At 42.5% G+C, this 15956-nt stretch carries 13 protein-coding genes; 6 read left to right on the top strand and 7 right to left on the bottom strand.

Annotated elements, in window-relative coordinates; genetic code table 11:
* Nucleotides 1-114 precede the first annotated feature (114 nt).
* Nucleotides 115-1404: a CCA tRNA nucleotidyltransferase gene (locus L6494_RS09205; RefSeq protein ID WP_237994040.1), complete on the bottom strand. Its 1290-nt coding sequence runs from the start codon at nt 1402-1404 to the stop codon at nt 115-117.
* Between the two features lie 89 nt (nt 1405-1493).
* On the opposite strand from L6494_RS09205, the gene L6494_RS09200 reads away from it, so the two are divergent.
* Entirely contained in the window at nt 1494-1742 is a 249-nt protein-coding gene (locus L6494_RS09200) for a Ycf34 family protein (protein ID WP_237994038.1), read from the top strand.
* A 74-nt stretch (nt 1743-1816) separates the two neighbouring features.
* On the opposite strand, the gene L6494_RS09195 is transcribed toward L6494_RS09200, so the two are convergent.
* The 4 genes from L6494_RS09195 to L6494_RS09180 form a co-directional block, all read right to left on the bottom strand.
* A complete protein-coding gene (locus L6494_RS09195; protein ID WP_237994036.1) occupies nt 1817-2077 on the bottom strand; it encodes a hypothetical protein in 261 nt (86 codons plus the stop codon).
* 545 nt (nt 2078-2622) lie between these two features.
* Nucleotides 2623-2955, bottom strand: coding sequence for a cytochrome c6 PetJ (gene petJ / locus L6494_RS09190; RefSeq protein WP_237994033.1), 333 nt, complete (start codon nt 2953-2955; stop codon nt 2623-2625).
* A 100-nt stretch (nt 2956-3055) separates the two neighbouring features.
* Nucleotides 3056-3553 (bottom strand): GNAT family N-acetyltransferase, encoded by a 498-nt coding sequence (locus L6494_RS09185; RefSeq protein ID WP_237994031.1) that lies wholly within the window; start codon nt 3551-3553, stop codon nt 3056-3058.
* Nucleotides 3554-3682: 129 nt separating this feature from the next.
* Nucleotides 3683-4858: an RpoD/SigA family RNA polymerase sigma factor gene (locus tag L6494_RS09180; protein ID WP_237994029.1), complete on the bottom strand. Its 1176-nt coding sequence runs from the start codon at nt 4856-4858 to the stop codon at nt 3683-3685.
* A gap of 782 nt (nt 4859-5640) precedes the next feature.
* On the opposite strand from L6494_RS09180, the gene priA reads away from it, so the two are divergent.
* The 4 genes from priA to kdpC all read left to right on the top strand — a co-directional run bounded on the left by priA (nt 5641) and on the right by kdpC (nt 13269).
* Complete coding sequence (priA, locus tag L6494_RS09175; protein WP_237994027.1) at nt 5641-8325, top strand: primosomal protein N'; 2685 nt, start codon at nt 5641-5643, stop codon at nt 8323-8325.
* A gap of 263 nt (nt 8326-8588) precedes the next feature.
* Nucleotides 8589-10274 (top strand): potassium-transporting ATPase subunit KdpA, encoded by a 1686-nt coding sequence (gene kdpA / locus L6494_RS09170; RefSeq protein WP_237994025.1) that lies wholly within the window; start codon nt 8589-8591, stop codon nt 10272-10274.
* 122 nt (nt 10275-10396) lie between these two features.
* Nucleotides 10397-12481, top strand: a complete 2085-nt coding sequence (kdpB, locus tag L6494_RS09165) for a potassium-transporting ATPase subunit KdpB (protein ID WP_237994022.1) — start codon at nt 10397-10399, stop codon at nt 12479-12481.
* A 185-nt stretch (nt 12482-12666) separates the two neighbouring features.
* Complete coding sequence (gene kdpC, locus L6494_RS09160) at nt 12667-13269, top strand: K(+)-transporting ATPase subunit C (protein WP_237994021.1); 603 nt, start codon at nt 12667-12669, stop codon at nt 13267-13269.
* Between the two features lie 51 nt (nt 13270-13320).
* Here kdpC and L6494_RS09155 read toward each other — a convergent pair whose 3' ends face one another.
* Nucleotides 13321-13656, bottom strand: a complete 336-nt coding sequence (locus L6494_RS09155; protein ID WP_237994019.1) for a YciI family protein — start codon at nt 13654-13656, stop codon at nt 13321-13323.
* 119 nt (nt 13657-13775) lie between these two features.
* A complete protein-coding gene (locus tag L6494_RS09150; RefSeq protein WP_237994017.1) occupies nt 13776-14576 on the bottom strand; it encodes an RMD1 family protein in 801 nt (266 codons plus the stop codon).
* A 230-nt stretch (nt 14577-14806) separates the two neighbouring features.
* On the opposite strand from L6494_RS09150, the gene L6494_RS09145 reads away from it, so the two are divergent.
* Nucleotides 14807-15919 carry a universal stress protein gene (locus L6494_RS09145; RefSeq protein WP_237994014.1) on the top strand — a complete coding sequence of 371 codons (1113 nt, stop codon included), beginning with the start codon at nt 14807-14809 and terminating at the stop codon, nt 15917-15919.
* The last annotated feature ends 37 nt before the right edge of the window (nt 15920-15956 follow it).

Below are 15956 nucleotides of genomic sequence, written 5' to 3'. Positions count from 1 at the left end.
GACTTTGCTAATCTGTTAGCGATCGCTATTGACTTAATTCAACCAGAATTTTGGATTTAAATCTGCAACACTTATTCCGCAGCCCATTACGTAAAGCCTGCGGCATAGCTGCGCTTAGAGCGTAGCGGGGCGCAGCCCATTACGAATTATTTCCCTCGCCAAATCTATCGCCTCTTGGGGTGTTGAGACTTTCCCCTCAGCTTGTGCTACACCAATTTCCGTCAGCAGTTGACCTACAACTGGCGATGGCGGGATATTTAGTGCTATCATTATATCTTTACCACTTACTAGCTGAGTGGGATGAGCGACCAGATCATCAGGGTTAAGGTAGCGGCTGATCAATGGTGCGTATACCCCGAAAGGATTTGTGCCAGACATCGGCTCTACCAGATTATCGTATACTAAGGCTAACAGAATTGTAGCCGTGAATACAATTCCTGCTTCTTGGAATAAAAAATACTGTTCTCGCACAGTATCAGCTAACTTTAGCTGAGGGAACAATTTCAAAGCAGTGGTGACAGCGCGAACTTCAGCGCGGCTATAGGTGAGTTCCTGTAGTTCGTTTTCTGCGGCTGTTGGCTCTGGATGGACAAGACAGGCCAGTTTAGCAATACCTAACCAAGTAGTTTTGACTGTATCACGCACATAATGTTGTAGTTCTACACCTAGTTGGGGCCAATGTTCTGTAACTAAGGCCGCTACGGCGTCAACTGCGGCTAATTTGTCAAAGTTTTCATGGGTGGCGTTTTGAAAGAACGGTGCAAGTAACCCATCTTCCCCAGCCTCGGTTATCCAAGGTGTACCCTGAGAATTAGCTAGCAAATAACCAATTTCTACCCGGACTCGTTCTGCTGCTACTTGGGATATACGCGATGCTAAAGCCCGGATAGTATTTTGGGTATTTGACTCAATATTAAAACCCAGTTGAGCAGCTTGGCGATAGGCACGTAATAGGCGTAGAGGGTCATCTGCTAAATTGCTGGGTGATATCATGCGTAATAGACCCAACTCTATATCATCACAGCCGTGTAGCGGGTCGATGATTTCTTGGGTGTGGGGATTATAGGCGATCGCATTTATTGTAAAATCCCTTCTATGTAAATCAGTCTCTAAACTCTCACCTTCCTGTTGAGCAAAATCAGCAGTTGCATCAGGAAACACCACACGAGCAATTTGGCGTTCAGAATCGAGTAAGACAAAACCAGCTTGGTAATGATGTGCGATCGCTCTTGCTACCTTGACCGCATCCGATGGGATAATAAAATCAAGATCCCAATATTCACGAGTTCTACCTAAGATGGCATCCCGCACTGCACCACCTACCATGTAAGCTGTTCGTGGCAACCATTCCAGACTAAAAGGCCAATTTTCAGGAGCTAAGGTAGAGACAATAGGGGGATACATCTTAATAAAAATCAACCCAGCAACAGGTGAATAAAGGTTTGGCTTAAGCTAGATTAACAATAATAAAGGCATCTGGAGTTGGTTCTATTATGTGTATTTGCGTAAACTGCCACTATGTAGATCGCTGTGTAACTTATAATGCCGTCGAGACACAGCACCAACAGCCCCACTTAACAGAAACCCCCAATTTTGATCCTAATGAACCTTCTATCAACGTTAATATCCGTACCACAGAAGATGTGATTGAAATGGAATGGGATGTGGTTGGTTGTCTCAGCTTTAAACAAGAAACTGGTAAATGGTCGAAGCTACGTCCAGGCGAATTAGTCCCAACTTGATATTCCATCCTACAAAAATCGGAAAATTTATCGAGAAATTGGTTCTAAAACCCAATTTCTCGATAAGCTATGAATTAACACCACTTTCCATGTCCATAGCCAAAGCCGCCAAAGCCGCCATAACCAGAGCCACCTGAGTAGTAGCTTCTAGGAAAAGAATTGTAAGAACCTTGCGAATAAGAAGCACTGTAAGAACCAAATCCAAAGCCACCACTAAAACCACCACCTGCAATCAAGTCTATGGTCGGATTAGTCAATTCATTGAGAAAGTTTTCCGAATCTTGAAATAAATCATAACCTGTAGCATACAGTTCATCAATTTTGATATTCGCCATCTAACTTGCTCCTAAATCAATCATGTTTAACAAAAAAATTAGTTAGATTTTATTCGACCTTTTGCAAAAGTCCGAAAATGAGATGTTTCGCTTCGCTCAACATGACAGGTTAAGCATTTATGCAAGAGGTCTATTGAATATATAGACAACTTGCATAAATACTTGAATATGCCTGAACAACATTGCATATAAATAATGGCAGGCGCGAATCAGACCGCAAAAAATAAATTTTTACAGCCATGTTTCAAGTTGGTCAATATTTTTGCAATCAGTCTAATATTCTGTCTAACTTAATTTTGATTTTATCTAATTAATTAAGCATCATAAATTAAATAATTAGACATAAATTAGAGGTTTATGTTTTTAAGTTCTTTTCGTAGAGTCTCGAAAAGAGGACTAAAGTCCTCACTACAAACAAGTTTAAATATAGAAAAAGTAGTGGAGATAATACCACTACTTTTAAGTGCATTTTGGCAGAAATAACTACTGAGTCAAAAAAAATTATCCAACAAGTCTTCTGCTCTTCTGCCTCTACCCGATTCTACTTACCAGCCTTTATCTGCTTGTTCCAGGACGTAAGCCGCTACATCTTCAATTTGGTCAGGCTTTAAACGACCTAAGAAGGCAGGCATGGCACTTTTACCTTTTGTTACTTGAGCAATAATTGCCTCTGCTGAGTACATACCGAACTGTTCCAAGGCATCTTTCTTCAAGGTCTTGTTAGCTTGCACTAAATTTTTACCACCTGCATGACAGGAAGCACAGTTAGCACTAAAGACTTTTGCTCCATTTACGCTGTCAGCAGCCAAAGCCGAATTACTGAAGGCAAACGTGAAGATTGCTATGCCTAACAGTAGGATTGAAAAAATTTTCTTCATTTTGTGTTCTCTCTGCAACAAAGGCTTATTCAGCCCAATATCTTCCTATATAATTCTCAGGTGATTTAATTGCCTGCGTCAAATGACGGTTTGTCAAACTTCATGATTCTTTAGCTGCTAACTGGCTAATTGCTGACTCTGTGACGCGGCAAATTCGCCAGTCGTCTAAAATGGATGCTCCCATACTTCGGTAAAATGCCTGCGCTGACTCATTCCAGTCGAGAACACTCCACTCTAATCTGCCGCAATCTCTTTCAACAGCAATTTGAGCTAATTTTATCAGCAGGGCTTTACCAATGCCTTGTCGTCGATAATCTGGTAAAACAAACAAGTCTTCGAGATAAAGACCTGGTTTAGTGAGAAATGTTGAGTAATTATGAAAAAATAAGGCAAAACCTACAGCTTTCCCTGAGTATTCGGCTAATATTGCCTCTACATACTTTCGTGAGCCAAATAAATGCTCCTGTAATGCCGAAGCATCGCCAGTTACAGCATGAGATAGTTTTTCGTACTCCGCTAGCCCTTGAATTAAGTCAAAAAGTGCTTTGCTATCATCAGGTTCAGCAAAACGCACAATTAAATCACCATGTACAGTCATGAGTCTATGGTTAATAGTCCATAGTCATTAGTCCATAGTCAACACTCAACAGTCAACAGTCAACAGTCATTAGTTTTTCTCCCCCTGCTTCCCCTGCTTCCCCTGCTCCCTGCTCCCTGCTCCCTGTCTTCAAATCAGCCAACCCTTGAGACGTTTCGCTATGTGAGGACGGCGTAACTTCCGCATGGCTTTACTTTGAATTTGGCGCACTCGTTCACGGGAGAGATTAAACATATTACCCACTTCTTCTAGGGTGCATGGTTCGCTGCTTGTCAAACCATAGCGGAGAGAAATCACATCTTTTTCCCGTGGGGTAAGAACATCGCCTAAGACTTCCCAAATCTCCTGACGCATCATGTTTTCGTTCATTTTTGCTTCAGGGGAAAGATTGTCTTCATCTTCTAATAAATCCATCAGTTCGGTATCTTCTTCTTTACCGACACGGTGGTTGAGAGACAATGCTTGTCTTCTTAACTGTTGCAGTTGGCGCAGTTGTTGGACGCTGATTTCTAGCGACTCTGCCATTTCTGCTTCGGAAGGGTTGCGATGGAGTTTCTGCTTGAGTTCCCGTTGAGCTTTTTTGAGTTTGTTAAGTTTTTCTACAATGTGGATAGGTAGACGGATGGTTCTGGCATCATTAGCGATCGCTCTGGTAATGGCTTGTCTAATCCACCAGTAAGCGTAGGTAGAAAACTTATAGCCTTTATCGGGATCAAATTTTTCTGTCGCGCGATTTAAACCCATTGCTCCTTCTTGGATTAAATCCAGGAAAGGAACTCCCCGATTTAAATATCTCTTCGCAATTGAGACTACTAATCTCAAGTTCGAGCGAATCATTTTCCGCTTGGCAACTCGACCTTGATATAAACGATGTTCTAGCTGCTTTTCTGTAACTTCTAATCGAGCAGCTACTTGAGCCTTGGTAGGTGGCTCTGCTAATTCTAATTCTAACTGCAACGCATCTTGTAAATCTTTTACGTCTTCTAAAAATTTGACTCGCCTAGCTAACTCTACCTCTTCATCGGGTTTGAGTAATGGATAGCGTGCCATTTCTTTAAAAAATGCCCCGACAGCATCATCATGCTCGGTTTTATTATACCCAGAAGGACGAGCAGCTGCCATTTGATCCCCATCCCGCTCATCTGACTCCAGATGTTCTACGGTTGGGACTTCTTCTTCTATGACTAGTTCCAAACTTTCAAAAGTTTCTTCTTCAATTTCAACAGTATTCTCAAGTATGTCCATCGTTTCTAATTTAGCAATATTCATATTTTCCTTAAGGGATTTTTGCTTGGTTTGGTACATAATTTAATGGCAGCTGTTCACTACTAATAATTGACAGTTCCCTCAGCAAGAATGCACCTGTTTAATCACAAAACCCAACTTGATGCGAATTCATTGATAGAAGTTAAAATTAATTTTTTGTTGGCAGTTATGTGTTGCCACTAACTTAAACTTCTAAATAATATTGATTTTGCACCCAAATTTTATTTTTCCAGTCACAACATATATATGCTTATTGTTTTATTAATTTCCGAATCTGTCAAACCCCTTCAACTTTTCTCAACCTGAACAATTTAGATAAAATACACTTGGATATCACGAAATTTGAACTTTTGTAAACTTTTTGGGTGTTTAATTGAGATTTATGAAATTAATCGGTGTATTTGTTGGACTGGACTGGTCAGTTGCTTATAAAAATTATTAATGCTAATAATCGGGCAATTTACTATTGCAAAAAAAATCTTTGTATAAAAGCATCTCATATACAGAAAGGATTGAATATCTATCAAGGGGCTGAAAAACGCTATTCCCTATTTAGTAAATAGATAAACTATTTTGGACATCTTCAGGGATATACTTTTATTTTTTATAGTAGACTTCAAATATTTATTGCACGTATGGGTGAGTTCAATTTGTCTAGTAGATTACATAAGAGGAAACTTATCAAGTATTATGGGTGATAAAAGTATTGTGAAATACAATTTACTTTATTAGGAGGAAAATTTTTAATTTTGGCTATTTGAGCTAATTTTGCAGTTACAGTTCACACAAATAAGAATATTTATCTTTAGATTTTAGTCACCATGTATATTAATAACGTAAATTCACAGAGTTTGATGGTTCATGAGACGACAGACTTTTACCGTACATCAACTAATAGAAATCGCTACGTTGAAGTCCTAGTAGACTGTCCAGGTAATGTAGGACTGTTTACTTACCGTTTACCAGCCCAACTAGAAATCCAACCAGGAGACATATTAAGTGTACCTTTTGGCGCACAACAATTAGGCGCGATCGCAGTTAGATTATTAAGCCAACCCAACATTGATATACCACCAGAAAAAATTCGAGAAGTAGAAGATGTAGTCACATCCGGCTTTTTTAGCACTGCTTATTGGGAATTATTAAATAAAGTAGCATCATATTACTATACACCTCTGATTCAAGTGATACGAGTGGCATTACCACCAGGATTATTGGGGCGATCGCAACGTCGTATCCGGTTAATTAGCAAACAAAAAGACCTATTAACTTCAACTGCTTTTTTGAGTCCAACAGCGCAGCAAATTCTTAAACTTTTACAGGCTCAATCAGCAGGGAATTATAGTTTCGCTTATTTACAACAAAAAGTCAAATCTGCCTATCAGGGAGTGCGGGAACTGCTGCGAATTGGGTTAGTAGAAAGCTATTTAGAACCTCCCCGCACAACTCGACCAAAAAGACAAAAGGCAGTGATATTAATTGACACCATTGAGAGGGATATAACCACGCGACAGAGAGAGATTTTAGAAGTATTGCGAAGACGTGGGGGTGAGTTGTGGCAAAGTGAATTATTGCAAATTACTAACGCCAGTTCCTCTATCCTCAAGACGATGGAACAAAAGGGTTACATTGTTATAGAAGAACGGGAAATCTTGAGAAGAGAACAAGGTCAAGCATTAGCTTCAGATACACCCAAATCATTAAATCTAGCCCAAGCCAATGCCTTAGAAACCATTCAACAGCTAGATGGATTTCATCAAGTGTTGTTGCATGGCATCACAGGTTCAGGCAAAACAGAAGTATATTTGCAAGCGATCGCCCCAATAATCGCCCAGGGTAAATCAGCTTTAGTTTTAGTCCCAGAAATTGGACTCACACCCCAACTCACAGATCGGTTTCGCGCCCGCTTTGGTAGTAGAATCAGCGTCTATCACAGCGCACTCTCCGAAGGCGAACGTTACGACACCTGGAGACAAATGCTCACAGGCGAGCCGCAAATTATCATCGGCACACGTAGCGCGATTTTTGCACCCTTACCCAACCTAGGTTTAATCATCCTCGACGAAGAACACGACTCCAGCTTTAAACAAGACTCACCCATCCCCACCTACCACGCCCGCACCGTCGCCCAGTGGCGCGCAGAATTGGAAAATTGCCCCTTAGTTTTAGGTTCAGCGACACCTTCCTTGGAAAGTTGGGTGAATGTGGGGGGAGGAGGGCTAATTAATTCAAAATTCAAAATTCAAAATTCAAAATTAAAGAACTTTGATCAGGAAGCAGGGGAAACAGGGGAGCAGGGGAGATTTTACCCCAATCCTCACTCCCTCACTCCCTCACTCCCTTACTCAGAACTCAGAACTCAGAACTCAGAACTCAGCACTCAGAACTCAGAACTCAGCACTCAGCACTCAGCACTCAGCACTCATTACCTCTCCCTCCCCGAACGCATTAACTCCCGCCCCTTACCACCGATAGAAATAGTGGATATGCGGCAAGAACTGCAAGACGGGAATCGGTCTATATTTAGTCGGTCGCTACAACAAGCATTACAACAACTACAACAGACAAAACAACAGGGCATTTTATTTATCCATCGTCGGGGACACAGCACCTTTGTTTCTTGTCGTAGCTGTGGTTATGTCTTGGAATGTCCCCATTGTGATGTGTCCTTGTCCTACCACCAAACCGAAGTAGACGCACCGCAATTGTTACGCTGTCATTATTGTAATTATGTGCGATCGCATCCCCAAAATTGCCCCGAATGTATGTCCCCTTACCTGAAATTCTTTGGTAGCGGGACTCAGCGAGTCACCCAGGAATTAAGCCGACAGTTCCCAGAATTGACATATATCCGTTTTGATAGCGATACCACCCGCACCAAAGGCGCACATCGTACCCTACTGACTCGGTTTGCTAACGGGGAAGCAAATTTACTAGTGGGGACACAAATGCTTACCAAAGGCTTAGATTTACCCCAGGTCACATTAGTGGGTGTAGTTGCGGCTGATGGCTTACTGCATCTGTCAGATTATCGCGCCAGCGAACGAGCCTTTCAAACCCTCACCCAAGTAGCCGGACGTGCCGGCAGAGGTGACGATCGCGGTAGAGTAATTATGCAAACCTATACCCCAGAACATCCCGTCATTGAAGCAGTCAGAAACCACGATTATCATTCTTTTGTCCAAGCCGAATTAGAACAACGGCAAGACCTCAATTATCCACCCACAGGCAGATTAATTTTATTGCGCTTGAGTAGTCTTGACCCCATTCAAGTCCAGAATACAGCCCAAATCATCGCCACAGCTTTAACAGCGAATGAGGGATTTGAAATATTAGGCCCAGCACCAGCTAGTGTCATGCGAGTCGCCAACCGTTTTCGCTGGCAAATATTACTCAAATTCGACTCAGAAGCCTTACCACAATTACCCGACTGGGACGCAGTGCGATCGCTCTGTTGTGATAGCGTTAGCTTAACAATAGATGTAGACCCATTAAATATCATATGATCCCTCTGTGTCTCCGTGCCTCTGTGGTTAAAAATCTCTTAATTTCACCACAGAGACACAGAGGCACAGAGTACAAATGAAATTAATTTAAGTGTTCTTGATGGAAACTTTAAACATCTACTACAAAATCATCAAGACAGCAAACCGTAACTATCGCTAAATGAATGAGGTTGTGTGAAATATTGCCAAATTGCTCACACTCCTCTAGACAAGTGGGTTATTTTTTATCTCTAAGAATTTAGATAGTATTGAGTACAAAATAAATGGGACAAGGTTTATTACAAATTGGCTTAACGCTGTGTATTGTGATAGCAATCACACCCCTTTTGGGTAGATACATAGCCCGTGTGTTCCTCGGTGAAAGGACTGTATTAGATCGCTTAATGAATCCGATAGAACGCAGCTTCTACGTTCTGACTGGCATTCGCCCAAAAGATGAAATGACTGGTTGGCAGTATGTAAGAGCGATTCTATACAGTAACCTGTGTATGGGTGTTCTTGTATATTCACTGATATATTTTCAGAGGTTGTTACCTTGGAATCCTAATGGCTTCGCTGCTCCTAGTTGGGATATCTTACTGCATACAGTAGTTTCATTTGTCACTAATACCGACCAGCAACACTATACTCCTGAGACAACCCTGAGTTACTTTTCCCAAGTTGCCGCGTTAGGATTTTTGATGTTCACCTCAGCAGCTACGGGGATAGCAGTAGGTATTGCCTTTATTCGGGGATTAACAGGGAAAAAACTGGGTAACTTTTACGTTGATCTGATCCGTGCCATTACCAGAATATTATTGCCTATTTCAGTGATTGGCGCGATCGCCTTAGTTTTATTAGGTGTACCGCAAACATTACAACCCCCCTTAGAAGTCACCACCCTAGAGGGAAGCACTCAATATATAGCCAGAGGGCCAGTAGCCTCCTGGGAAATGATCAAAATGTTGGGTGAAAACGGCGGCGGTTTCTTTACTGCTAACTCCGCCCACCCCTTTGAAAATCCTAACAGTGCTTCTAACTTGCTCGAAATTATTGCCATGATTGCGATCCCATCTGCCATGATTTATGCCTATGGCGTATTTGCCAAAAACATGAAACAGGCTTGGCTATTATTTTGGATGGTATTTGTAGTATTTGTAATTCTAATTTGGGTAGCTGCTGGGGGAGAACTCCAAGGAAATCCCATAGTAAACGGGACATTAGGTGTAGATCAACCAAATTTAGAAGGGAAGGAATTAAGATTTGGTTGGGCAGAAACGGCACTGTGGGCAGTCACGACAACCTCCACTATGACAGGTGCAGTCAACGGGATGCACGATTCCTTCATGCCATCAGGAATATTTGCGACATTATTTAACTTACTCCTGCAAATTATCTGGGGTGGGCAAGGTACAGGAACAGCTTATCTATTTGTTTATCTAATTCTCACCGTATTTTTAACCGGCTTGATGGTGGGACGCACCCCAGAAATTTTTGGACGCAAAATCGAAAAACGCGAAATCGTCCTCGCCAGCGTCGTCTTACTGATTCACCCCATATTAATCTTAATTCCCAGTGCGATCGCCCTCGCCTATCCCTTTTCCCTTTCTGGCATTACCAATACAGGTTTTCATGGGATTTCTCAAGTGGTTTATGAGTATGCCTCAGCTAGTGCTAACAATGGTTCTGGCTTAGAGGGACTCGCCGATAATAGCCTGTGGTGGAACTTAAGCACCAGCTTCACCATCGTCGCCGGACGCTACATTCCAATGGCTGCCGTCTTACTGTTAGCTGATAGTATGTCCCGTAAGCAAACAGTACCCCAAACCCCTGGCACACTCAAAACAGATTCCTTAATATTTACAACAGTTACAGCCGGCATCGTCTTGATTTTGGGAGTGTTAACATTCTTCCCAGTGTTAGCACTAGGCCCTATTGCCGAAGGGTTTAAACTAGCATCTGGTAGTTAGAAGGGATCAGGGGATACTTAAATCAGCTATCAGTCACTTGATAACTGTTCACTGTTCACTGTTCACTGTTAATCCCCAATCCCCAGTCCCCAATCCCCAATCCCCAGTCCCCAATCCCCAATATGAATCCAGTTGCACCTACCCCCAAAACTAAATCGCGCCGTCAAGCCCGCAAAAAGAGCAGAATCAAGACTAGAAACATCTACCTCAGAGCCATCGGGGATGCTTTTATCAAGCTCAATCCCAAATCTGCCATCAGCAACCCCGTGATGTTTTTGGTGTGGGTGGGGACACTCATCACCTTAGCTGTCACCATCAATCCCAATCTATTTGGCATAACCCAACAGCAAAACCCCCAACTATTCAACGGCATTTTAACCGGAGTATTATTCTTCACCGTTTGGTTTGCTAACTTTGCCGAAGCCTTAGCTGAAGCAAGAGGTAAAGCCCAAGCTGATACTTTGCGTTCCACTAAATCAGAAACCCTAGCGAGAAAACTTTCCCCCGATGGCGCAATATCGGAAGTTCCTTCCGCTAGTCTCAGGCAAGGCGACACAATTTATCTAGTCGCGGGGGATACCATACCCGCCGATGGGGAAGTAATTATGGGCGTAGCTTCCGTCGATGAATCAGCCATTACAGGGGAATCTGCACCAGTCCTGAAAGAATCAGGCTCAGATATCGCTAGTTCTGTGACTGGTGGTACACGCATCCTCTCCGATGAATTGATTATCCGCGTCACCGCCGACCCCGGTAAAGGCTTTATTGACCGGATGATTGCCCTCGTAGAAGGGGCAGAACGCACCAAAACCCCCAATGAAATCGCCCTGACGGTATTATTAGCGGTTTTGAGCTTGGTGTTTCTGTTGGTTGTCGCTACCTTACCCGCCTTTGCTTACTACGTAGATAGTCCCGTCAGTGTGCCAATTTTAGTCGCCTTACTGGTAGCCTTAATCCCCACCACCATCGGCGGCTTACTTAGTGCCATCGGTATCGCTGGTATGGATAGAGTCGCCCAATTTAACGTCATTGCCACATCAGGCCGGGCAGTAGAGGCCTGTGGTGATATTAATACCCTAGTTCTTGATAAAACCGGCACAATTACCCTAGGGAATCGCTTGGCGGAAGAGTTTATCCCCATTAACGGTCATGCAATGGCGGAAATTGCTAGTGTAGCTTGGGTGGCTAGCGTCTTTGATGACACCCCTGAAGGTAAATCCATTGTCCGTCTCGCCGAAAAGCTGGGTGCAAGATTTGATTTCGACTTCAACCAAGCCCAAGGTGTGGAATTTTCTGCTAAAACCCGCATGAGTGGTACTAACTTACCAGGGGGAAGGGAAGCGCGTAAAGGGGCTGTAGGCGCAATTAAAGGATTTGTCCGTTCTCGTAATGGTCAAAGTACACCAGAATTAGATGCCGCTTACGAAAAAGTCTCCCAACAGGGAGGTACACCGTTAGCAGTTTGCTTAGATAATCGCATCTATGGCGTAGTCTATCTTAAAGATATTGTTAAACCCGGCATCCGCGATCGCTTTGAGCAATTACGCCGCATGGGTGTACGTACCATCATGCTCACAGGTGACAACCACATTACTGCATCTGTAATCGCCCAAGAAGCAGGGGTTGATGAATTTATCGCCGAAGCCACGCCAGAAGACAAAATCAGTGTGATTCAACGGGAACAAGCCCAAGGTAAACTCGTAGCCATGACAGGAGATGGCACTAACGACGCACCAGCCCTCGCGCAAGCTAATGTTGGTGTAGCCATGAACACAGGTACACAAGCCGCCAAAGAAGCCGCCAACATGGTAGATTTGGACTCCGACCCCACTAAATTAATTGATATCATCAGCATTGGTAAACAACTGCTAATTACACGGGGAGCATTAACAACCTTTTCCATTGCTAATGATATTGCTAAATATTTTGCGATTCTCCCAGTTATCTTTATGGGGGCTAATCTGCAAAGTCTCAATATTATGAATTTGACCAGTACCAACTCGGCGATACTGTCAGCGTTGATTTACAACGCCTTGATTATTCCCGCTTTAATTCCCTTAGCCTTAAAAGGTGTCAAGTTTAGACCTCTCACAGCTAACGAATTGCTACAACGCAATATCTTGATTTATGGCTTAGGTGGAGTGATTGCACCATTCATTGCCATTAAATTAATAGATGTGCTGATTACCTTGGTGGGACTGGCTTAACAAGACAAAAGGCCAAATAAAGAAGTAATAAAAAATTTTATTTGTTTGGGCGGTTCTAGAGTTAGAAAGTATGAAGAAAGAAATTAATGGCTTTAACCCAAGTAAATCATTAATGATAGATGATCACCCCGGTTTGCCAAGTAAATAACTCTTACGAATAAATTACAATAACCAGAAATTTTTATATGACTTTTATTCGAGAAATCATCAAAGCAATTCGTATTACTCTGGTACTTTGGTTAATCACAGCCATCATTTATCCCCTAGCTATTTTAGTAATTGGTCAAGGTTTATTTCCCTCTCAAGCTAACGGTAGCATGATGAAAAATATAGACGATCAACCAATTGGTTCAGCTTTAATTGGTCAGGTATTCACCTCCGAGAAATATTTTCATGGTCGTCCTAGTGCAGTTAGATACTCCCAAGGCCGCAAAGCCAAGCCCACGGGTATCTCTGGTGCTAGCAATCTCGCTCCTGGCAATCCAGAATTAGCTAACAGAATCATCGAAAAAGCTAATCAACTACGAGACGAAAATGTGCAACCTTGGGCGGATTTAATCTACACTTCTGGCTCTGGATTAGATCCCCATATTTCCGTCAATGCCGCTAGACAACAGTTAGAAAGAGTTGCCCGCGCCCGTGATGTGAAAGAAAATGAAATTCTACCTCTAATTAATCAATATACTGATGGTAGATTCTTAGGAATTTTTGGTGAGCCAGGAGTCAATATTTTGCGGTTAAATTATGCTCTTGACCTCCAAGATATTAACCGTGAAAATCGCCCGTAATTTTGTTATGTCAACTTCATAAATCAGCTTTTACCAAGCTGCACCAATAGCTCATTCGCTCAAGCCAGTCGTAGAAATTGCTTGCTCAAAAAGCTTATGTCCAATATGAACCTGCCACTCCACAACTCTAGCAGAGTCAGCTAACATCCCATCTCGCACACGGGGGCTACTATTGACAATCGCTTGAGCCGCTTCTAAATTCTCCGCCTGAATTACCCACAGCCCCGTTCCATCATGGGGAAAAAACGGGCCACAGCACAGTAGTGTTCCTTTCTCCTGCTGCTCACGAAACCAAGCCAGTTGATTTTGGTCATGTTCTGGGTGAGCGTTTTTATAGTCGTAATACTCTGGAACAGTAGCTACGACAACGGCAAACAGTTGAGACATATGCTCTAGTTTACTGAGTGATTTGGAATGATGTTCAGATTTTAATTGATATTGATAAGAATTAAACTTTGATTCATGTGCAAATAAACATACTAATGGCATTTTTAGGCACTAAGCCGTTAGTGTTTAAAAATGATGTCGTACAGTGACAGCAGAATCTCCACCACAATGAGAATTACCACATACCACTCTACTCGCTGGCTACTGCTATGCTGCATGAACTCCAGAACTATTTGTGCAGTTTGGGAAATTAGTTCTAGTTTACGTTCCAAGGCATTGTGACGCTCACGAATTTCGTATTCATCCTCTAAGCGCAGATATAAGTTTTCTAGTTGTGGAGACTCCCACAGCAACTCCGGCTTATCAATAATCTCTACTCGACCCACAATTTTATGTTGCACTAACAGGGTAGTCCCAAGTTGACGTAATAATTCTTGACTTTTGCGTTTACTTCTGTTATCACTCTGGAGACTAGCCGCAAACGGTTCAATTTGATCAAATACAGTTGCTAGGCTCGTTTCATAGTGAGACAGAACAACACTTTTAGCAAGAATGTCAGCCACTATCTGCAAACGTTCTACACTAAATTCATGCAGTGAAATTCTTCCTTCCTTAACTCGCTCACTTTCGACAATATTGAGATGAACTTCTACCTCTTCTGTTTCTGGCTCAGTAAAAGAATCACTAACTTGAGAGGATAGTTTGGTCAAAAAGGCTACTTTTTCCGCAGGTTCAAGGTTGAATAGAACCACTGCACCATACCCCAGCAGCACCGCACAGCCGTGTTCACCTACTGTAACCATTAATGGCATAGTCGCCAAGCAAATGTAATTCTCTAATCTTTGTAGGTTAATTTTTTTACCAAGAAATAAAGCCTGCGCTCTAAAGCTATCTCTGTCATGAAAAAGGAGTTTTTGCATTATCGCCCAATACTATATTGTGTCTATTAAGGGAACACCAGGAAATAAATTATCCCATCTTGCCTATCCCACAAGAAATTTTGGGACGTTTTTTATTTGGAATTCCCTCTATTTATTTTCTAGTACATTACCGAAAAACTGGGTTTAAAGCCCCGTCAATTCGACAGGTGATACAGTGAGCCTGTCGAACTGCTCAGTGCATCGCCTTTTAGGACGGCTTTTTGTGATTTATGTATGCAGCACGGAAGGGAAAACACAAAATCTTTATTGGTATGGCCCCCGGAGTGGGTAAAACCTATCGAATGCTAGAAGAAGCCCAAGCACTCAAACAAGAAGGTATTGATGTTTTCATTGGGCTTTTAGAAACCCACGGACGGAAAGAGACAGCAGATAAAGCAGAGGGACTAGAGACTGTACCGCGTCGGCAAATTTTGCGGGGAGATTTGATACTCACAGAAATGGATACCGATGCCATTATAAACCGATGTCTGGAGACAAGCCGCTACGCATCTACGCCCCAACTAGCGTTAATCGATGAACTCGCCCATACTAATGTCCCTGGTTCACCACGCGCCAAACGCTACGAAGATGTAGAAGTCATCTTGGCAGCAGGTATTGATGTCTACTCTACTATGAATGTACAACACTTGGAAAGCCTCAATGATATAGTAGCAAGGATTACTGGGGTAGTAGTTAGAGAACGTGTACCCGATCGCATCCTGGAAGATGCAGATGAAATCGTAGTCGTAGATGTCACACCGGAAACTTTACAAGAACGGTTGCTGGAAGGCAAAATTTATGATCAAGCCAAAATTCAGCAATCCCTCGATAACTTTTTTCAACGGCGCAATTTAATTGCGTTGCGGGAGTTGGCTTTAAGAGAAGTAGCCGACAACGTAGAAGAAGATGCGATCGCTATTACTCCCAATGGACAGTTCTGTAATATTCATGAGCGAGTATTGGTGTGTGTGTCCACTTATCCCAACTCGGTACAATTATTACGTCGGGGTGCTAGACTAGCCGGTTACATGAATGCCCCTTTATATGTTTTATTTGTAGCTGATCCAGACCGCTTTCTTACCAAAGAGGAAAGCTTACATATCGATACCTGCGAAAAGTTGTGTAGAGAATTTGCAGGCACTTTTATCCGCGTCACTAACAATAACATAGCCAACGCGATCGCCGAAGTTGCAGAGAAACACCATATAACTCAAATCGTCATCGGTGAAAGTCAGCGATCGCGTTGGCAAATCCTCCTCAAAGGGTCTTTAACTCAAAAATTGGTGCGGTTACTCAAAAACATTGATTTACACATTATCGCTAGCGAGAAAACATCTAGATAAAAATTATCTCCAGACACTTACAAAGTATCGTGGAGAG

It is taken from the genome of Nostoc sp. UHCC 0870, from assembly GCF_022063185.1.
In the GTDB taxonomy this organism is placed as follows: domain Bacteria; phylum Cyanobacteriota; class Cyanobacteriia; order Cyanobacteriales; family Nostocaceae; genus Trichormus.
This window is presented reverse-complemented; position numbering and strand designations above follow the sequence as displayed.

Excerpts from the sequence above, each read along its gene's own strand:
- kdpB (WP_237994022.1), top strand. The coding sequence starts at position 10,397 with ATGAATCCAGTTGCACCTACCCCCAAAACTAAATCGCGCCGTCAAGCC.
- kdpC (WP_237994021.1), top strand. The coding sequence starts at position 12,667 with ATGACTTTTATTCGAGAAATCATCAAAGCAATTCGTATTACTCTGGTA.
- L6494_RS09145 (WP_237994014.1), top strand. The coding sequence starts at position 14,807 with ATGTATGCAGCACGGAAGGGAAAACACAAAATCTTTATTGGTATGGCC.
- priA (WP_237994027.1), top strand. The coding sequence starts at position 5,641 with ATGTATATTAATAACGTAAATTCACAGAGTTTGATGGTTCATGAGACG.
- petJ (WP_237994033.1), bottom strand. The coding sequence starts at position 2,955 with ATGAAGAAAATTTTTTCAATCCTACTGTTAGGCATAGCAATCTTCACG.
- L6494_RS09180 (WP_237994029.1), bottom strand. The coding sequence starts at position 4,858 with ATGTACCAAACCAAGCAAAAATCCCTTAAGGAAAATATGAATATTGCT.
- L6494_RS09155 (WP_237994019.1), bottom strand. The coding sequence starts at position 13,656 with ATGTCTCAACTGTTTGCCGTTGTCGTAGCTACTGTTCCAGAGTATTAC.
- L6494_RS09205 (WP_237994040.1), bottom strand. The coding sequence starts at position 1,404 with ATGTATCCCCCTATTGTCTCTACCTTAGCTCCTGAAAATTGGCCTTTT.
- L6494_RS09195 (WP_237994036.1), bottom strand. The coding sequence starts at position 2,077 with ATGGCGAATATCAAAATTGATGAACTGTATGCTACAGGTTATGATTTA.
- kdpA (WP_237994025.1), top strand. The coding sequence starts at position 8,589 with ATGGGACAAGGTTTATTACAAATTGGCTTAACGCTGTGTATTGTGATA.
- L6494_RS09200 (WP_237994038.1), top strand. The coding sequence starts at position 1,494 with ATGTGTATTTGCGTAAACTGCCACTATGTAGATCGCTGTGTAACTTAT.
- L6494_RS09150 (WP_237994017.1), bottom strand. The coding sequence starts at position 14,576 with ATGCAAAAACTCCTTTTTCATGACAGAGATAGCTTTAGAGCGCAGGCT.
- L6494_RS09185 (WP_237994031.1), bottom strand. The coding sequence starts at position 3,553 with ATGACTGTACATGGTGATTTAATTGTGCGTTTTGCTGAACCTGATGAT.